The sequence below is a fragment of the Nocardioides campestrisoli genome (assembly GCF_013624435.2).
GTDB lineage: Bacteria > Actinomycetota > Actinomycetes > Propionibacteriales > Nocardioidaceae > Nocardioides > Nocardioides campestrisoli.
In genome coordinates, this window is record NZ_CP061768.1 from 3,329,406 (window position 1) to 3,345,276 (window position 15,871).

12 protein-coding genes are annotated in these 15,871 nt (G+C 73.1%); 6 read left to right on the plus strand and 6 right to left on the minus strand.

Annotation, left to right across the window (positions count from 1 at the left end):
- The first annotated feature begins 31 nt into the window (after nucleotides 1-31).
- Nucleotides 32-793, plus strand: a complete 762-nt coding sequence (locus H8838_RS15630; RefSeq protein ID WP_185994657.1) for an endonuclease/exonuclease/phosphatase family protein — start codon at nucleotides 32-34, stop codon at nucleotides 791-793.
- Between the two features lie 14 nt (nucleotides 794-807).
- Nucleotides 808-1,554, plus strand: a complete 747-nt coding sequence (locus tag H8838_RS15635) for a zinc metalloprotease (protein WP_181312578.1) — start codon at nucleotides 808-810, stop codon at nucleotides 1,552-1,554.
- A 108-nt stretch (nucleotides 1,555-1,662) separates the two neighbouring features.
- Here the strand turns inward: H8838_RS15635 and H8838_RS15640 are convergent, their stop codons facing one another.
- The 6 genes from H8838_RS15640 to H8838_RS15665 form a co-directional block, all read right to left on the minus strand.
- Nucleotides 1,663-4,443, minus strand: coding sequence for an ExeM/NucH family extracellular endonuclease (locus tag H8838_RS15640; RefSeq protein WP_185994656.1), 2,781 nt, complete (start codon nucleotides 4,441-4,443; stop codon nucleotides 1,663-1,665).
- 62 nt (nucleotides 4,444-4,505) lie between these two features.
- The gene (locus H8838_RS15645; RefSeq protein WP_185994655.1) at nucleotides 4,506-7,280 is read right to left on the minus strand and encodes a DUF2804 family protein; all 2,775 of its coding nucleotides are present in this window, start codon (nucleotides 7,278-7,280) and stop codon (nucleotides 4,506-4,508) included.
- On the minus strand, nucleotides 7,261-8,556 hold the full coding sequence (locus tag H8838_RS15650; protein ID WP_224766175.1) for an MFS transporter: 1,296 nt from the start codon (nucleotides 8,554-8,556) through the stop codon (nucleotides 7,261-7,263). The genes H8838_RS15645 and H8838_RS15650 overlap by 20 nt, the downstream gene beginning before the upstream one ends.
- 149 nt (nucleotides 8,557-8,705) lie before the next feature.
- Nucleotides 8,706-9,848, minus strand: a complete 1,143-nt coding sequence (locus H8838_RS15655; RefSeq protein ID WP_185994654.1) for an ABC transporter permease — start codon at nucleotides 9,846-9,848, stop codon at nucleotides 8,706-8,708.
- Nucleotides 9,845-11,020, minus strand: a complete 1,176-nt coding sequence (locus H8838_RS15660; RefSeq protein WP_224766176.1) for an ABC transporter permease — start codon at nucleotides 11,018-11,020, stop codon at nucleotides 9,845-9,847. Before H8838_RS15660 ends, H8838_RS15655 begins: the two co-directional genes overlap by 4 nt.
- 4 nt (nucleotides 11,021-11,024) lie before the next feature.
- Entirely contained in the window at nucleotides 11,025-11,981 is a 957-nt protein-coding gene (locus H8838_RS15665; protein ID WP_224766177.1) for an ABC transporter ATP-binding protein, read from the minus strand.
- A 77-nt stretch (nucleotides 11,982-12,058) separates the two neighbouring features.
- On the opposite strand from H8838_RS15665, the gene H8838_RS15670 reads away from it, so the two are divergent.
- The 4 genes from H8838_RS15670 to H8838_RS15685 all read left to right on the plus strand — a co-directional run bounded on the left by H8838_RS15670 (nucleotide 12,059) and on the right by H8838_RS15685 (nucleotide 15,871).
- Nucleotides 12,059-13,468, plus strand: a complete 1,410-nt coding sequence (locus tag H8838_RS15670) for a cytochrome ubiquinol oxidase subunit I (protein WP_224766178.1) — start codon at nucleotides 12,059-12,061, stop codon at nucleotides 13,466-13,468.
- On the plus strand, nucleotides 13,465-14,475 hold the full coding sequence (locus H8838_RS15675) for a cytochrome d ubiquinol oxidase subunit II (protein ID WP_185994653.1): 1,011 nt from the start codon (nucleotides 13,465-13,467) through the stop codon (nucleotides 14,473-14,475). The genes H8838_RS15670 and H8838_RS15675 overlap by 4 nt, the downstream gene beginning before the upstream one ends.
- 96 nt (nucleotides 14,476-14,571) lie before the next feature.
- Entirely contained in the window at nucleotides 14,572-15,483 is a 912-nt protein-coding gene (locus H8838_RS15680; protein ID WP_185994652.1) for a Gmad2 immunoglobulin-like domain-containing protein, read from the plus strand.
- 22 nt (nucleotides 15,484-15,505) lie between these two features.
- Nucleotides 15,506-15,871: a DUF3054 domain-containing protein gene (locus H8838_RS15685; protein WP_181312572.1), complete on the plus strand. Its 366-nt coding sequence runs from the start codon at nucleotides 15,506-15,508 to the stop codon at nucleotides 15,869-15,871.

Consider the following 15,871-nt stretch of genomic DNA (forward strand, 5'->3'; position numbering starts at 1 on the left):
TGCCGCACCCGGCGACCGGGAACAGGAGGGCATGCGCGTGGCGACGTTCAACATCCTCCACGGTCGCTCCCCCGAGGACGACCAGGTCGACCTGGACCGGTTCGTCGACGCCGTGGCCAGCCTGGACGCCGACGTCCTGGCCCTCCAGGAGGTCGACCGCAACCAGCCCCGCTCCGCCGGTGCCGACCTGACCGCGCTGGCCGCCGAGGCCATGGGCGCGGCCGAGCACCTCTTCGTCGCCGCGCTGCACGGCAGCCCCGGGGTGTGGATCGCCGCCGACGGCGACCTGGCGCCCGACGCCGCGGCGTACGGCGTGGCCCTGCTCTCCCGGCTCCCGGTGCTCTCCTGGGAGTCGGTGCGCCTGGCCCCGGTGCCCGTGCGGGTGCCGATGCGCTTCGACGGCAACCGCCGCCCCGACCTGGTCCGGGACGAGGCCCGGGTCGCGGTCGTCGCCACCGTCGACGCCCCCGGCGGCCCGATCACCGTGGCCAACACGCACCTGACGTTCATCGAGTGGTGGCAGCGCCGCCAGCTGCGCACCCTGCGCTCGGCGCTCGCGGGCCACCCGGGTCGGCTGATGCTGCTCGGCGACCTCAACATGGGCGAGGAGCGGGCGCAGCGGCTGACCGGGCTGCGCTCCCTGGTCAGCGCAAAGACCTTCCCGGTCGACGAGCCCACCGAGCAGCTCGACCACATCCTCGGCACCCTCGACGTCGACGCCGCGGTGCTCTCCGGGGGCTCGTCCCGGCTGGCCCTCTCGGACCATCGGGCGCTCTACGTGGACCTGGCATAGGGCAGGCTTGGCCCGTGTCACCCCCGACCTCCCCCGAGCGTCCTCGCGGCGCGTTCGTCGGCGGCCTGCTGGTGGTGGTGATGCTGCTGGGCGGGGTGTTCGTCCTGCACCCCGGCGCCGAGTACGACGACCTGCGCCGGCTCTTCGGCTTCGGCCAGGACCGGCTGAGCGCGCCCCTGCCGGTGCGCGAGGGGTCGGGGACGTACGAGTTCCTGCACACCCAGCGCGGCTCCGACGAGCCGGTCTCCTACAGCCCGTGCCGCCCCGTGCGGTACGCCGTCAACCCGCAGCAGGCCCCCGACGACCACATGGAGCTGATTCAGGGCTCGGTGGCCCGGATCGAGCAGGCCACCGGCCTGGTCTTCGAGTACGTCGGTGAGACGACCTCGCGCAACTTCCTGGCCCGCTCGCTGGCGGGCGACCCGGTGCTGATCGGCTGGGCCACGCCCGAGGAGCTGCCCCAGCTCGAGGACGAGGTGGCCGGCATCGGCGGCAGCACCATGGTCTCCCGGCAGCTGGGCCGCCGGGAGTACGTGACGGGGATGGTCGCCCTGGACGCCGAGACGTTCCAGGAGCTGATGGGCTCACCGTCCGGCCGGGCGCACGCGGCCGCCATCCTCGACCACGAGCTGGCCCACCTGGTCGGCCTGGACCACGTGGACGACGAGGGCGAGCTGATGCATCCGCGCGGCGCCTCGCGCGGCGAGTTCGGCCCGGGCGACCTGGAAGGGCTGGCCCGGCTCGGCGCCATCGAGTGCTGAAATTGGAAGACCCCGCTGATGTCTCGGGTCACCAGCGGGGTCTGGGCAGAAGATTAGGTCGTCTCCTGCCCTTAGCGCACGTGTTCTGCGGGCGATGTGACGCGAATCTCAGCGGCCCGGCGAGACCCGCACCTGCCCGGTCACCCGTCGCAGCCCGGTGTCGAGCACCTGGCGGCCCGTCCGGTCCCAGGCCACGAGCCCGAACCGGTCCGCGCCACGCGGCCCGCCGTCGACCACGGTGAGCTCGTAGCGCCCGCTCCCCCCGGCCACCCGCGCCTCGCCGGCCAGCCGCGCCGTGCCGGACTCGATGCTCAGCCGGGTCACCGACGTGGTGGCGACCAGGCCGCCGCGGCCCAGGTAGGTGACCACGCCGCGAGCCTTGCCGTCGCGCGCGGTCACCCCGAGGGCGAAGACCCCACGCCCGCCGTCGGTCGGGATCCAGCCACCGCCGAGCACGCTGCCGTCCTCGACCACGCCGCGCAGGTCCAGGCCGACCAGGACGGGGTCGTGGTCGGAGTTGCGGAACTCGTCCGGGGCGAAGAGCGACTCGACCTGGGCCGGGGTCTTGAAGTCGGTGTTGTAGTCCAGGACGCTCGGCTCGTCGGCGTTGACGTGCCAGGAGACCGCTCCCGTCACCTGGCGGTCCAGGCTCGCGGTGCCCAGGGCGTGGTCCAGCGAGCCCCACTGGCCGTCGAAGACGTAGCTGTACTCCTCCGCACCCTCCCGGGCGTCGACCAGGTCGGCGTACCCCGCCTCGCGCAGCGCCCGCACCGGGTCCTCCTGGGCGTAGGAGTTGAGGTCGCCCAGGATCAGGGTGTCGGGGTCGCCGGTGCCGGTCGGGTCGCCGGCCAGCCACTCGGCCAGCTCGGTCGCGGCGTTGACCCGGACCTGGGTGCAGTTGCCCTGCCCGTCGCCGGCGTCCGGCACGTCGCAGGCGCTGCCCTTGCTCTTGAGGTGGTTGACCACGACCGTGAAGACCTCGCCACCGTCGTTCTCGCGGAACGCCTGGGCCAGCGCCGGCCGGTTCCGCTCGGCGGAGTCGCCGCCGGTGACGAAGGAGTCGGTGTTCAGCGCCGCGGTCGTGCCGACCGGGGTGACCTGGGCCGGCTGGTAGAGCAGCCCCACCTTGATCGCGTCGGTGCCGAGCGCGTCGACCTGTCCGGTGCCCGCGTCGGCGTCGACGTAGGCCCAGGTCCCCGCACCGTCCACCTCGTCGAGGCGGCGGACCAGGTCGGCCAGCGCGCTGTCCGCGCCGTAGCCGTCGTTCTCGATCTCGACCAGCCCGACCACCTCGGCGTCCAGCTCGGTGAGCGCCGCGACGGTCTTGGCCGCCTGCCGCTCCAGCTCGGTCGCGTCGTCGGCGCCCCGGCAGTCGGTGGGTCCGCCGGCCACGCCGAGCGTGCACCCGGTGAAGGAGTTGAAGTAGTTGAGCACGTTCATCCCGGCGACCTGCAGGCTCCCGCCGACCTCCGGCTCGGACGCCGGCCGCGGGTTCGCCGCCTCGAACCGCGCCTGCCCGCCGAGCGCGTCCAGCGGACGGAGCCGGAACGCGTTCGGGCTGGCGCTGTTGCCGCCCCAGGTGTACGTCATCACGCCGACCGCGCCGGTCACCGTGTCGCCGCCGCGCAGGGTGTTCTCCGCGGTGAGCGGCCGCCCGCCGCGCCCGAAGGCGACCGGGTCGGGGTTCTGCGCCTGGGTGGAGTCGTCGATGATCAGCCGGCGCCGGTCGTTGGCGGCCTGCAGGGCCTGCGCCTCCGGACCCGGGGCCAGCACGTCGGTGGGCTGGAGCAGCCGGCCGCCGGAGGAGACCACCACCTGGCCGAACCGGCCCAGCTGGAAGTGCTCGGTGACGGTCATCGTCTGGGGCACCCGGACGAGCATGCCCTCGACCCGCTCGAGCTCGGCGGCGGTGGCCGGGAAGGTCACCTCGGCGGGCGCCACGGACGCCCCGGTGCCGCAGACCTCGACCGAGGTCGCAGAGACCTGGGTCTGGTCCTGGAACTCCGCCGGGGTGCCGACCACGCGGACCCGGTCGCCCAGGGCGACCTCGTCGGCACCGCCGTTGAAGACGAAGATCCCGTCCGAGGTCGCGGAGTCGCCGTCCCCCTCGTCCTGGAGGTAGAAGCCACGCAGCCGCGGGGCCGGGCCCTCGTGGTCACCCACCACGACGCCCTCCAGCGCGACGGGCTCGGAGACCGGGGTGGCGGCACCCGTGCCCTGGACGGCCCCGACGGCGGTCGCCTCGTCGCCGCAGAGCGGGGACGGGCCCTCGGCCGGCGGGTCCTCGGGGTCCACGGGTCCGGTGCCGAGGTGGCTGCCCAGCCCGTCGAAGGTGTTGGTCTCGAAGCCGTCCCACTCCAGCCCCGGGTCGAAGGTGTCGCCCGGGTCGAGGTCGCCGGCGGTGACCGAGGCCTTGCGGCGCAGCGTGTTGTCCGCGGTCGAGGTCAGGCCCGTGCCCCACTCGGTCCCGGGGTCGACCCCCACCTGGCCGAGGGAGTCGACGACCGCGTCGCCCTTGACCAGGACGAGCGCGTCGTCACCGTTGAAGAAGGCCGCGCCGCTGGTCTGATCGGCCTGCTGGAGGATCTCGGGGGACGCCGAGGCGTGGGCGAGCACGAAGACGTCCCCGGCCGCCACGGTCCCGGTCAGCGGCACGGTGAGGCCGGCGGTGGCGGAGCCGTTGAAGAACATCCGCAGGGCGTAGCCCTGGGCGGCCAGGTCGACCGGCGCGCCGGTCCCGTTGTAGACCTCCACCGCCTTGTTGTTGCTCGACCCCTCGACGTACTCGCTGAGCAGCAGCTCGGTCGGGGCGGCGACCGCGGTGGCGGGAGCCGCCAGGGCGGCCGCGACCAGACCGCCCGTCAGGAGACGAGACAGGGACGCGCGCATGTGATCCTCCGAGACCGACGAAGCGTTGGGAGTGTGACCCTAACCTCGCCGGGACCCCGCAGTCACCAGCGGTTGTGCACGTCCTCGGCCCAGCCGACGAGCCCGGCGACCTGGATCCACTCCCCCGCGTCGTCGAGCATCCGTCCGTCCCAGTGGCCGAAGCACTGGTGGGTGCGGGAGGAGAAGACCTTGAGGTCGGTCACCGAGCGCTTGAGGTGGAACGGGGTGAAGGTCAGGTCGACGCTGCGACCGGAGATCTTCCACGGCGCCATCCAGTCGTCCCGGTCGTACTCCCAGACCAGCTCCTCGCTGATCTTCGACAGGTGCCCGTCGACGTAGAGCGAGTTCTCCACCGAGCCCGTGCCGTCGGTCCACCGGCCACCGACCTGGACGCCGACGACCCGGCCGTCGACCTGGCCGGAGCCTGCGCCCCAGTTCCACTCGACGTCGTAGGGCCAGCGCCCGCGCCCGTGGTCCAGCGTCGCCCAGGACTCGCCGGCCTCGACGTCGTGGGCGACCCCGTCGAGCCAGACCGTGCCGGTGGCGGGCCGGGCCACGTCCTTGACCGTGTACTGGAAGAGCCGCTCGCTCCAGGGCACCACCACGCCCAGGCACTCGTGCCCCTCCGGCCGGTGCGCGACGACGTCGACCCGCACGCGCTTGCCCTGGGCGCGCAGGCGCGTGCCGCCCTCCACCTCGTCGACCTGGATCTTCACGGCCCGCGTACGGGAGCGCACCGGCCCACCCCCCAACGTGCCCGGCAGCGTGGCGCTGCGACCCAGGACGCCGATCGCGTCGTGCGCCACCGCCTCCCCGGTACGCCGGTCCAGCAGCCAGATGCCGTGGACCGCCGCGAAGTCGATGCTCGAGGTGACCAGCGCGACGACGTGGGTGGGCGTGGTCACCGCCCAGTACTCCCAGCGCTTGTTCCGGCCCCGGCCGACCCGGCCGCGGCCGATGCCGTCGGTGGTGATCAGCGGGGTGCGCGTCCACCCCACCGCGTCGGGGTTGAGCCGCCCGTCCGGCAGCGTGAGCGAGACCGGCTCGGTGATCTCGCGCTCGGTCACCGCCCTGGCCTCGGTGCCCGCGCGGGCCAGCCGTCCCCGCAGTCGCTCGTTGGAGGCTCGTACCTGCTCGGCATCCACCTTGGTCTCCCGTCGGTCGTAGGTCATCAGTCCGTTGGTCTCCTGCTCGACGTCGGCGAGCTGGGTGTAGACGAAGCCGGCCAGGCCCGCGTCCACCGCGGGCCCGACCTGCCGGTCCTGCAGCCGCAGGAAGGCGCGTTGGAAAGCCGCGCGGTCGGCGTACTTGCGGTAGCCGAACTCACGCTCGCTCCAGGTGTGGCCGGGCACCCGGTGGGAGTACCCGCCGTACTCGCTGAGCACGGCGGCGCGCGGGTCGGCGGCGTCTGCCGCGGAGAGCCGGTAGCGCCGGAAGTAGACGTGCCGGCTGACCAGGTCGCCGCCTCCCTGGTCGTGCCAGCCGCTGGCGTGGTCGACCTGACGGGTCGGGTCGAGCTCGTGCAGCCAGTCCGCGGCCTGCGCCGCGTCGAACTGCCCCCATCCCTCGTTGAAGGGCACCCACACCGCGATGCTCGGCACCGAGCGGAGCAGCTCGACGGTCGCCTCCAGCTCGTCGACGAACTCCGCGCGGCCCTCGTCGTCGCCGCGTCCGAAGAGCCGGTGCCGGGAGTCGCTGAGCCGGACCGGGAGCAGCACGGGGGCGGTCACCACCGGGGCCCGGTAGGAGCGGCCGCCGTTGACCAGGTCCTGCCAGACCAGCATCCCGAGGCGGTCGCAGTGGTGGTACCACCGCAGCGGCTCGATCTTGATGTGCTTGCGCAGCATGGTGAACCCGAGGTCCTTGGCGACCGCGATGTCGTGCACCAGCGCCTCGTCCGACGGCGCGGTGTAGAGACCGTCGGGCCAGTAGCCCTGGTCCAGCAGTCCGGCGTGCAGGTAGGGCTCCCCGTTGAGCAGCAGCCGGGTGCGCCCGCGGGCGTCCGGGCCCAGCCCGAAGGAGCGCATCCCGACGTAGCTGACCACCCGGTCCTCGCCGAGCACGACCTCCACGTCGTAGAGGAACGGGTCCTCGGGCGACCAGGGCCGGACCTCCCCGAGCCGCAGCCGGACCGGTACGCCGACCGGCACGTCCCCGGCGACCACCTCGCGGCCCTCGGCGCTCACCCGCACCCGCGCGACCTGGCCGGCAGAAGAGGTCACCGTGACCTCCACCTCGCCCGCCGCCAGGTGCGGGGTGAGCACCAGCCGCTCGACGTACTGCTCCGGCACGGCCTCCAGCCAGACGGTCTGCCAGATGCCCGACTGGGCCGTGTACCAGATCCCCCCGGGCTCGAGCTTCTGCTTGCCCCGGCTGCGGAAGGAGGTGTCGGTGACGTCCACGACCCGCACGACCAGCTCGTGGTCGGCGCCGCCGGTGAGCGTGTCGGTGACGTCCAGGGTGAACGGCAGGTAGCCGCCCCGGTGGCCGCCTACCGGGACCCCGTCGACCCAGACCTCGCAGTCCTGGTCGACCGCCCCGAAGTGGAGCAGCAGGCGCCCGCCGGCGAGCTCCTCGGGCACCCGGACCGTCCGGCGGTACCAGAGCGCCTCGTGCGGCATCAGCGTCCGACCCACCCCCGAGAGCGGCGCCTCCGGGGAGAAGGGCACCAGGATCGGGCCGTCCCAGGTCGTCGGGTGGCCCCACTGCCCGGCGTCGGTGAAGGCGTGCTCCCAGGTGCCGTTGAGGGTGAGCCAGCCCTCGCGCACCAGCTGGGGGCGCGGGTGCTCGGGCAGCACGTGCTCGGGGTCCAGGGCCTCACCCCAGGGCGTCTTCACGGGTCTCCTCCTCCTGCCGGACCCGGCGCAGGGCCAGGACCGGGATCACGATCAGCACCACCACCGCGGCCGCGGCGGGGAAGATCCACGGGGTGGGAACCTGCTTGACCACCCCGAGGTCGACGAACGTCTCGTCCGCCCCGGCGATCACCGCGGCGCCCACGAAGGGCCCGACGACCATCGGGACCAGCACCGCGCAGACCATCCGCAGGCCCTGGACCTGCCCGGCCCGGTCGGCCGGGGTCAGGTTGCGGACGGTCGCGGACAGCGCGGCGACGCCGAGCATGAAGCCCGACATCAGCACGATGCCGGCCAGGATCACCGGGAGCATCCCGCGGGCGAAGAACATCGCCAGCAGCCCCGCCGCGTAGACGCCGGCGACCGGCAGGATCGCCGACGCGGGGCCGACGCGGTCCAGCACCCGGCCGCCCAGGACGCTGACCCCCGCGGCACCGAGCAGGACCGAGGCGAGCACCACCGCATAGCCGTCGATGTCGAGGAAGCGCTGGACGTAGATGATCAGGAAGGGCATGAACACCTGGGTGCTGGTGCCCAGCACCGCCCAGGCCGCCAGCACGAGGTAGAGCCGCGGGTTGCTGCGTACGGTGCTGGGGCGCAACCCGTGCACCACCGAGCCCAGGTAGCTGCCGCCCGGCCGCGGCGCCGCGCGGGCGCGCAGCCCGAACCAGGCCACCACGCCGACCAGGGCGGTGACCCCGCCGACGATCGAGAAGAAGAGCTGCCAGTGACCGCCGCGGGTCAGCGGGTCGAGGGCGCCGAAGACCAGCAGCATGGCCAGCAGCGGCAGCGTCGCCAGCACGCCGTCGACCCGCCCGCGGTTGCCCGGGTGGGTCTCGTCGGTGACCCAGGCGTTGAACGCCGCGTCGTTGGCGGTCGCCCCGAGCACGCTCATCACGCAGTCGAGCAGGACGATCACCACGACCGCCACCACGACGGCGTCCAGCGCGGGCGCCAGCCCGGCGACCCGGTCGACCTGCACGAACCCGAAGCCCGCGGTGCACAGCCCCCACGCGACGTACCCGCCGGCGATCAGCTCGCGACGCCGGCCGCTGCGGTCCGAGAAGGCGCCGGCCAGCAGCGTGGTGACGGTGGCGGCCACCGCGCTGGCGGCGACCAGGGCGGCCAGCACCATCGGGGAGTCGGTGATCGTCTCGTAGACGAACACGTTGAGGTACATGTTCTCGACCGTCCAGGCGAGCTGGCCGGTCAGTCCGAGCAGCACCGCCCAGACCCAGAACCTACGGTCCACGGTCACGGCCCGGTCCTTCGTCGTGCGGGGGTGGGGAAAGCAAGACCCCGCTGGTGTCTCGGGTCACCAGCGGGGTCTTGGGGAAGAGCATGCCCGACGATCGTCGCCGCGCGCAGCCGATTCCGAGAAGATCACCAAAAAAGATGGCTCGGCCGTCAGATCGCCCGGGCGAGGCTGCGGCGCAGCGACCACGACCCGAGCAGCAGCAGCACCACTGCCATCGCCAGCAGCACGCCGAGCTGCGGCAGCACCTCGCCCAGTCCCGCGCCGCGTCGCTGGATCTCGGCGAACGCCTCGTACGCCCAGGCGTGCGGGGTCAGGTCGGCGACGGTGCGCATGGTGTCGGGGAAGAGCTCCAGGGGCAGCATCGAGCCCCCGAGCGCCGCCAGCACCAGGCCCAGACCCACGCCGACCCCGCTGGCGGCGCCCTCGTTCTCCAGCAGGGTGCCGAGCAGGATCGCGGCGGCCGCGGCCACCAGCGCGAAGAGCGCGACGACCAGCAGCGAGAGCCACAGGGTGCCCCACTGGACGTCGAAGAGGAGGCTGGTGGCGACCATGATGTAGACGCCCTGGAAGAGGCCGATCGCCCAGCGGCCCAGCGTCTCCCCCGCCACCAGCTGTGTGGTGGAGAGCGGCCCGGAGAGCATCCGGGTGATCACGCCCAGCCGGCGGGCGCGGATCAGCGTGGTGGCGCCGGTCAGGCAGGCCAGGAAGACGAAGAGGAGCAGCTGCCCCGAGGCGCCCAGGTCGAACTGGCCCAGGCCGTCGAACTGCTGGCTCAGCTCGTCGACGTCGGTGACCTCCAGGCTCGGTGCGCTCAGCCTGTTCTCCGCGCTCGTCAGCGCGCCGGCCACCCGGTCGGCGGGGACGCCGTACTCCTCCAGGGCGCGCGCCTGGGCGTCGTGGCTGGCGACGGCGCCGACCGCGGTGCGGACCTGCTGCTCCACCACCTGCGCGTTGGCCGAGGAGCCCCGGACCAGCTCGAAGGTGGTCCCGTCCACCACCCGGACGGCGGCGTCGAGGCGGCCACGCGCGACCTGCTCGAGCGCGGCGTCCCACTCCGGGTCGCTCACGGTGACCTCGTCGGCCTCCAGCTGCTCGACCAGCTGCAGCTGCACCGCGGCGTCGCCACCGCTGACCGCGACCCGGCCGGTGGAGGCGCCGGAGCCGAACTGGGCACCGATCATCAGCACCAGCAGCAGCGGGAAGACGAAGACGAAGAAGATGTTGGACCGGTCGCGCACGAAGAGCCGCAGCTCCACCCCGGCGACGGTCAGCACGTTGCCCAGGCCCCTCATGCCAGCGCCCCCCGGTCCGGGACCAGCCGGGAGAGCAGCAGCATGGCGGCCGCGAAGCCGAGCATGATGGCGATCGGGACGCCCAGGTCGGCCAGCCCGCCACCGGCGGAGGTGATCCCGAGTCCCCGCAGCAGGGCGGCGACCGGGTTGAGGTCGACCAGCGCCGAGAGCGGTCCGGTGGCGCTGACCGGGAAGAAGGCACCGCCGCCGATGCCGAGGACGACCGCCACGATCGAGGTCGCGATCCCCGCCTGCTCGCTCGTGCGGGCGATCCGCACGATCAGGAACATCACCGAGGTGGCGGCCAGGGAGACGCAGAGCACCAGGGCAGCGACCGCGAGGGGGGAGCCGAAGTCCGCTCCGAAGAGCAGCCCGCCCACGACGAGCAGGACGCCGGTGGCCACCACGCCGAGCAGGAAGCTGACCAGGGCCTTGGAGGACACGATCGCCCAGGACGGGATCGGCATCGAACGCAGCCGGGTGAGGGTGCCGGTCTCGCGGTCGACGAGCAGCGCGGTCACCCCGAAGCTGACGGTGAACATCAGGAACAGCCCGGCCTGGCCGGCGACCAGCGCGGCGCCGGAGTCGAGCTGCTCGTCGGCCGCCTGGCCCTGGCGCAGCTCGTAGCCCTGGCCACCGTCCGCGGCGGCCTGCGCGAGCGCGCCCAGCTCCTCGGGAGGCACGCCCTGGTCCAGGCCGGCCTGGACGGCGACGGCGCTGGCGGCGAACTGGTCGAGCACGCCGTCGACGACCGAGAGCACGACATCGGCCTCCAGCCCGGCCTCGTCGCCCCGGACGACCTCGACGCTCACCGGCTCCCCGGCCCGCGCCGCGGCACCGAAGCCCTCGCGCAGCACGATCGAGAGGGCCGCATCCCCCTCCTCGACCGCGGTCCGGCCGGCCGCGGCGTCTCCCTCGCGGACGGTCACCTCCAGACCGTCCTGGCCGTCCAGGTCCTTGACCACGTCGGTGAGCACCCCGGCCAGCCGGTCGCCCGCCGGGGCGGTGACCGCGACCGTGACCGGCTCGAGCTCGAGGTCGTCGGTGCCGCCGAAGACCAGGTTGAAGACGAACATCAGCGCCAGCGGCACGACGAAGGCGAAGATCAGGACGGACCGGTCGCGGATCCGCATCCGCAGGTCGCTGAGGGTCAGGGCGAGGAGTGGGCGCACCGGATCAGTCCCGCAGGGCCTTGCCGGTCAGGTGCAGGAAGACCGACTCCAGGTCGGGCCGGGCGACCTCCACGTCGCTGAGCACCACGCCGGCGTCGGCGACGGTGCCCACGACCTCGGCGACCAGGGCGGGCGCGTCGCGCACGGTGAGGGTCGCCGTACGGCGGTCCGCGTCCACCCGCTCGACCCCCGGGATCCCGCGGAGCTTCTCCGCCGCCTCCGCCAGGTCACCGCTGCCGGCGAGCCGGATCGTGTCCACCCCGCCGGTGAGCCGGATCAGCTCGTCGCGGGTGCCCTCGGCGCGCAGCCTGCCCGAGTCGATGATGGCGATCCGGTCGCAGAGGCGCTCGGCCTCCTCCATGTAGTGCGTGGTGTAGAGCACCGCCATCCCCTCCCCGGCCAGCGCCTCGACGGACTCGAGGATGGCGTTGCGCGACTGCGGGTCCACGCCGACGGTCGGCTCGTCCAGGATCAGGAGGTCCGGCCGGTGCAGCAGGCCGATGCCGATGTTGAGCCGGCGCTTCATCCCGCCGGAGTACTCCTTGCTCAGGCTGGTGGCCCGGTCGCTCAGCCCGATCAGGCCGAGCACCTCCTCGACCCGCCCGGTCAGCTCCTTGCCGCGCAGGCCCTGGAGTCGTCCGAACAGCGTGAGGTTCTCCCGCCCGGTGAGGTCGGGGTAGATCGCCAGGTCCTGCGGCACCAGGCCCAGGTGCCGCTTGGGCTCGATGGTGGCGGGGGTCATCCGCCGGCCCGCGACGGTGACCGTCCCGGCGTCCGCGGGCAGCAGGCCCGCGACCATCGAGATGGTGGTGGTCTTGCCGGCCCCGTTGGGCCCGAGCAGGCCGTAGGTCTCGCCGGGCGCGATGGTGAACGAGACTCCGTCGACCGCCGTCGCGTCGCCGAAGCGCCGGACCAGGGAGTCGACGACGAGCACGTCTGAGGAGGGTGGCGGCGCGGTCACGACCAGAGCCTAGGGCCTGAAGTGCTCGGGACCGAGGAGGGTAGCGGGCAGCGACGGCCGGCCTTACCTTGAAAAGCGTGTCCCTGCCCGAGGTGCTCCTCCAGGTGGTCGCCGCGGAGGAACCCGCGGGCCTCTTCCCGGCACGGCTGCAGATGGCCTTCTCCCTGGGCTGGCACATCGTCCTGGCCTGCTTCGGGGTCGGCTTCCCGGCGATGATCTTCACGATGCACTGGCGCGGCATCTACCGCGACGACGCCGACGCGCTGGTGCTGGCGCAGCGCTGGGCAAAGGTCTCGGCGGTGCTGTTCGCCGTCGGCGCCGTCTCGGGCACCGTGCTGAGCTTCGAGATGGGGCTGCTGTGGCCCGGTCTGATGGGGCCGTTCGGCGACGTCCTCGGACTCCCCTTCGCCTTCGAGGGCCTGGCCTTCTTCACCGAGGCGATCTTCCTCGGGATCTACCTCTACGGGTGGGGCAGGATGCCACCCGAGCGACATCTGCTCACCATCCTGCCGATGGCCGTGGCCGGGCTGGTCGGGACCTTCTGCGTGGTCTCGGTGAACGCCTGGATGAACGTGCCCGCGGGGTTCCGGATCGTCGACGGCGAGGTGGTCGACATCAACCCCTGGCGGGCGATGTTCAACGACCTGGCGTTCCTGCAGTTCCTGCACATGTGGGTCGCCGCGTTCATGGTGGTCGGCTTCCTCGCCGCGGGTGTCTACGCCGTCGGGATGCTCCGCGGCCGGCGCGACGCCCTCCACCGGAAGGGGTTCATCGTCCCGTTCACCTTCGGCTCGGTCGCCGCCTTCGTGCAGCCCTTCGTCGGACACTTCCTCGGCGGTGGCCTGGCCGACCGGCAGCCGGCCAAGCTGGCGGCGTTCGAGCTGTCCACGACCACCGAGGCGCCGGCGCCGCTGCGCCTGGGCGGACTGCTGATCGACGGCGAGGCCAAGTGGTCGATCGACATCCCCTACATCGGCTCGCTGATCGCCCGGAACTCCTTCGACGCCCCGGTCCCAGGCCTGGACACCGTGCCGGTCGCCGACCAGCCGCCGGTCAACATCACCCACCTGTCGTTCCAGCTGATGGTCGGGATCGGCTTCCTTCTCATGCTGGTGGTGCTCGTCTACTGGATCGCCCGGTGGCGCGGGAAGGACCTGCTGGGCACCTCGTGGTTCCTGCGCACGGTCGCGGTCGCCGGCCCGCTCGCGGTGATCGCCGTCGAGGCCGGCTGGACCGCCACCGAGGTGGGGCGGCAGCCCTGGGTGGTCTACGGGGTGCTGCGCACCGCCGACGCGGCGGACAGCAACGGCTGGCTGTGGTGGCTGCTCGGCGCGACCTTCCTGCTCTACGCCGCGATGACCGTGGCAGCCACCGTGGTCATCCGGTCGATGACCCGGCGCTGGCGCAGCGGCAGCCTGGACCTGCCGAGCCCGTACGGCCCGCAGCTGCGGGAGCGCGACACCCAGCGGGAGGTGGAGCGGCCGTGAGCCTGGCCCTCGTCGTCGCCGCCGCACTCTTCCTGGGCGTGGTCGTGTACGGCGTGCTGGGCGGGGCCGACTTCGGCTCCGGCTCCTACGACCTGACGGCGGGCGGCGACGTGGAGGGCGCGGAGCTGCGGACCCTGATCGACCACAGCATCGGCCCGGTCTGGGAGGCCAACCACGTGTGGCTGATCTACGTGCTCGTGGTCTGGTGGACCGGCTTCCCCGAGTCGTTCGCCTCGGCGATGTCGACGCTGATCCTCCCGATGCTCTTCGCCCTGCTGGGGATCGTGCTGCGCGGCTCGAGCTTCGCGTTCCGCAAGTACTCCGACACCCTGGGGCGGGCCAGGTTCTTCGGCGTCGTCTTCGCCGCCTCCTCGGTGGTCACGCCGTTCTTCCTGGGCGCGGTCGCGGGGGCGATCGCCTCCGGCCGGGTGCCCGCGGAGGGACGCGGCGACCTGTGGTCCTCCTGGCTCACCCCGACGTCGTTCTTCGGCGGCGTCATCGCGGTGCTGACCTGCTCGTTCCTCGCGGGGGTCTTCCTCACCGCGGACGCCCAGCGCGCCGGGATCACCTACCTGGCGGAGCGGCTGCGGCGCCGTACCTTGATCAGCGGCCTGATCACCGGGGTGGTGGTCTTCGCCGCGTTGATCCCGCTCCTCGACGACGCCCCGACGCTCACCGAGGGACTGACCACCCAGGCCGCTCCCCTGGTGGTGCTCTCCGCGCTCACCGGGATCGCCACGCTGTGGCTCCTGGTCCGGCGCGAGTACGTCGTGGCGCGGGTGACCGCGGTCTGCGCGGTGGCGGCGGTGCTGTGCGGCTGGGGGTTGGGCCAGTACCCGTGGCTGCTCGTCGACGAGGTGACGATCGAGGACGCCGCCGGCGCCGACGCGACGCTGTGGGGCCTGATCATCGTGGTGGTGCTGGCCGTGATCATCGTCGGCCCGTCGCTGTACTGGCTGTTCAAGCTGACGCAGTCCGAGGAGTGGAGCCGCCCCGACCCTGAGTGAGCCGGGACGCGCCGAGAGGGACGGCTCGGCCACTTCGTCGCGAACGCCTGCCACGATGGGGCCTCCCGATCTTCCCCCGGAACCTGGAGGTCCCCCATGCTCGCCCGACCGACTCTGCGCCGTACGGCGTCACTCGCCGTGACCCTGCTGGCGCTCGGCACCCTGGGGGCTTGTGGCGAGCAGCAGGAGACCGGCGCCGCGACCGACCCGGCTGCGAGCGAGTCGCCCACGCCGACGCCGACGCCGACCCCCACGCCGACGCCGACTCCGGTCGAGAGCGAGACCGAGATCCCGGAGCCCGCCCCGACCACCGACGCTCTGGTCTACTACCTGGTCGACACCCGGGTGGGTCCGCGCCTGGTGCGGGAGTCGCGGCCGGTGACCGGCGCGCCCGGCGTGGCGGAGGTCGAGGCGATGATCGCCGGCGCCCAGGACCCCGACTACCGGACCACCTGGAACCCCGGCACCCAGGTGCTGAGCGTCGAGAAGGCCGACGGCGCGGTGACGGTCGACCTCTCCGCCGACGCGCTCGAGGCGGACGTGGACAAGCGCACGGCCAAGATGATGGTCCAGCAGCTGGTCTGGACGGCCAGCGAGGCGCTCGACGCCGAGCTGCCGGTGCAGCTGCTGATCGAGGGCCAGCCGGCGACCGACCTGTGGGCCGGGGTGACGTGGCCGGGGCAGGCCACCCGGGCGGCCGCCGACGAGGTCCGCTCCCTGCTCAACATCGACTCCCCCGGCGAGGGCGAGACGGTCAGCTCCCCGGTCACGGTGACCGGTGAGGCCTCGGCGTTCGAGGCGAACGTGCCGTGGCGGGTGCTCGACTCCCAGGGCAAGGAGGTGGAGTCCGGCTTCACCACCGCCGAGGAGGGCATGACGCTCTCCCCGTTCAGCTTCACGGTGAAGCTGAAGCCGGGGACGTGGACGATCGAGGTCACCGAGGACGACCCGTCGGGCGGCGAGGGCGGTGCGGCGCTGACCGACTCCCGCACCATCACGGTCGAGTAGCGCGCCGGGCTAGCCTGGCGACGTGCCTGCGCTCCCGATCCTGCTCGACTTCGTCGCCGTCCTGATCTTCGCCGCACTGGGCAGACGCTCGCACGAGGGCGACGACGGGCTGCTCGCCGTCGTGGACATCGCGTGGCCGTTCCTGGTGGGCGCGCTGGTGGGGCACCTGCTGCTCCGCGCGGTGCCGGCGCTGCGCCGACTGTCCCCGGCCCGGTTGCCGGCCGGTCTGGTGGTGTGGCCGAGCACCGTGGTCCTCGGCATGGTGCTGCGGCAGCTCACCGGCGACGGGACCGCCTGGTCGTTCGTGGCGGTGGCGACCGGAGTGCTCGGCGTCGCGATGCTCGCCTGGCGGCAGATCGCCACCCTGGTGGACCGCCCCGGGCGCTGA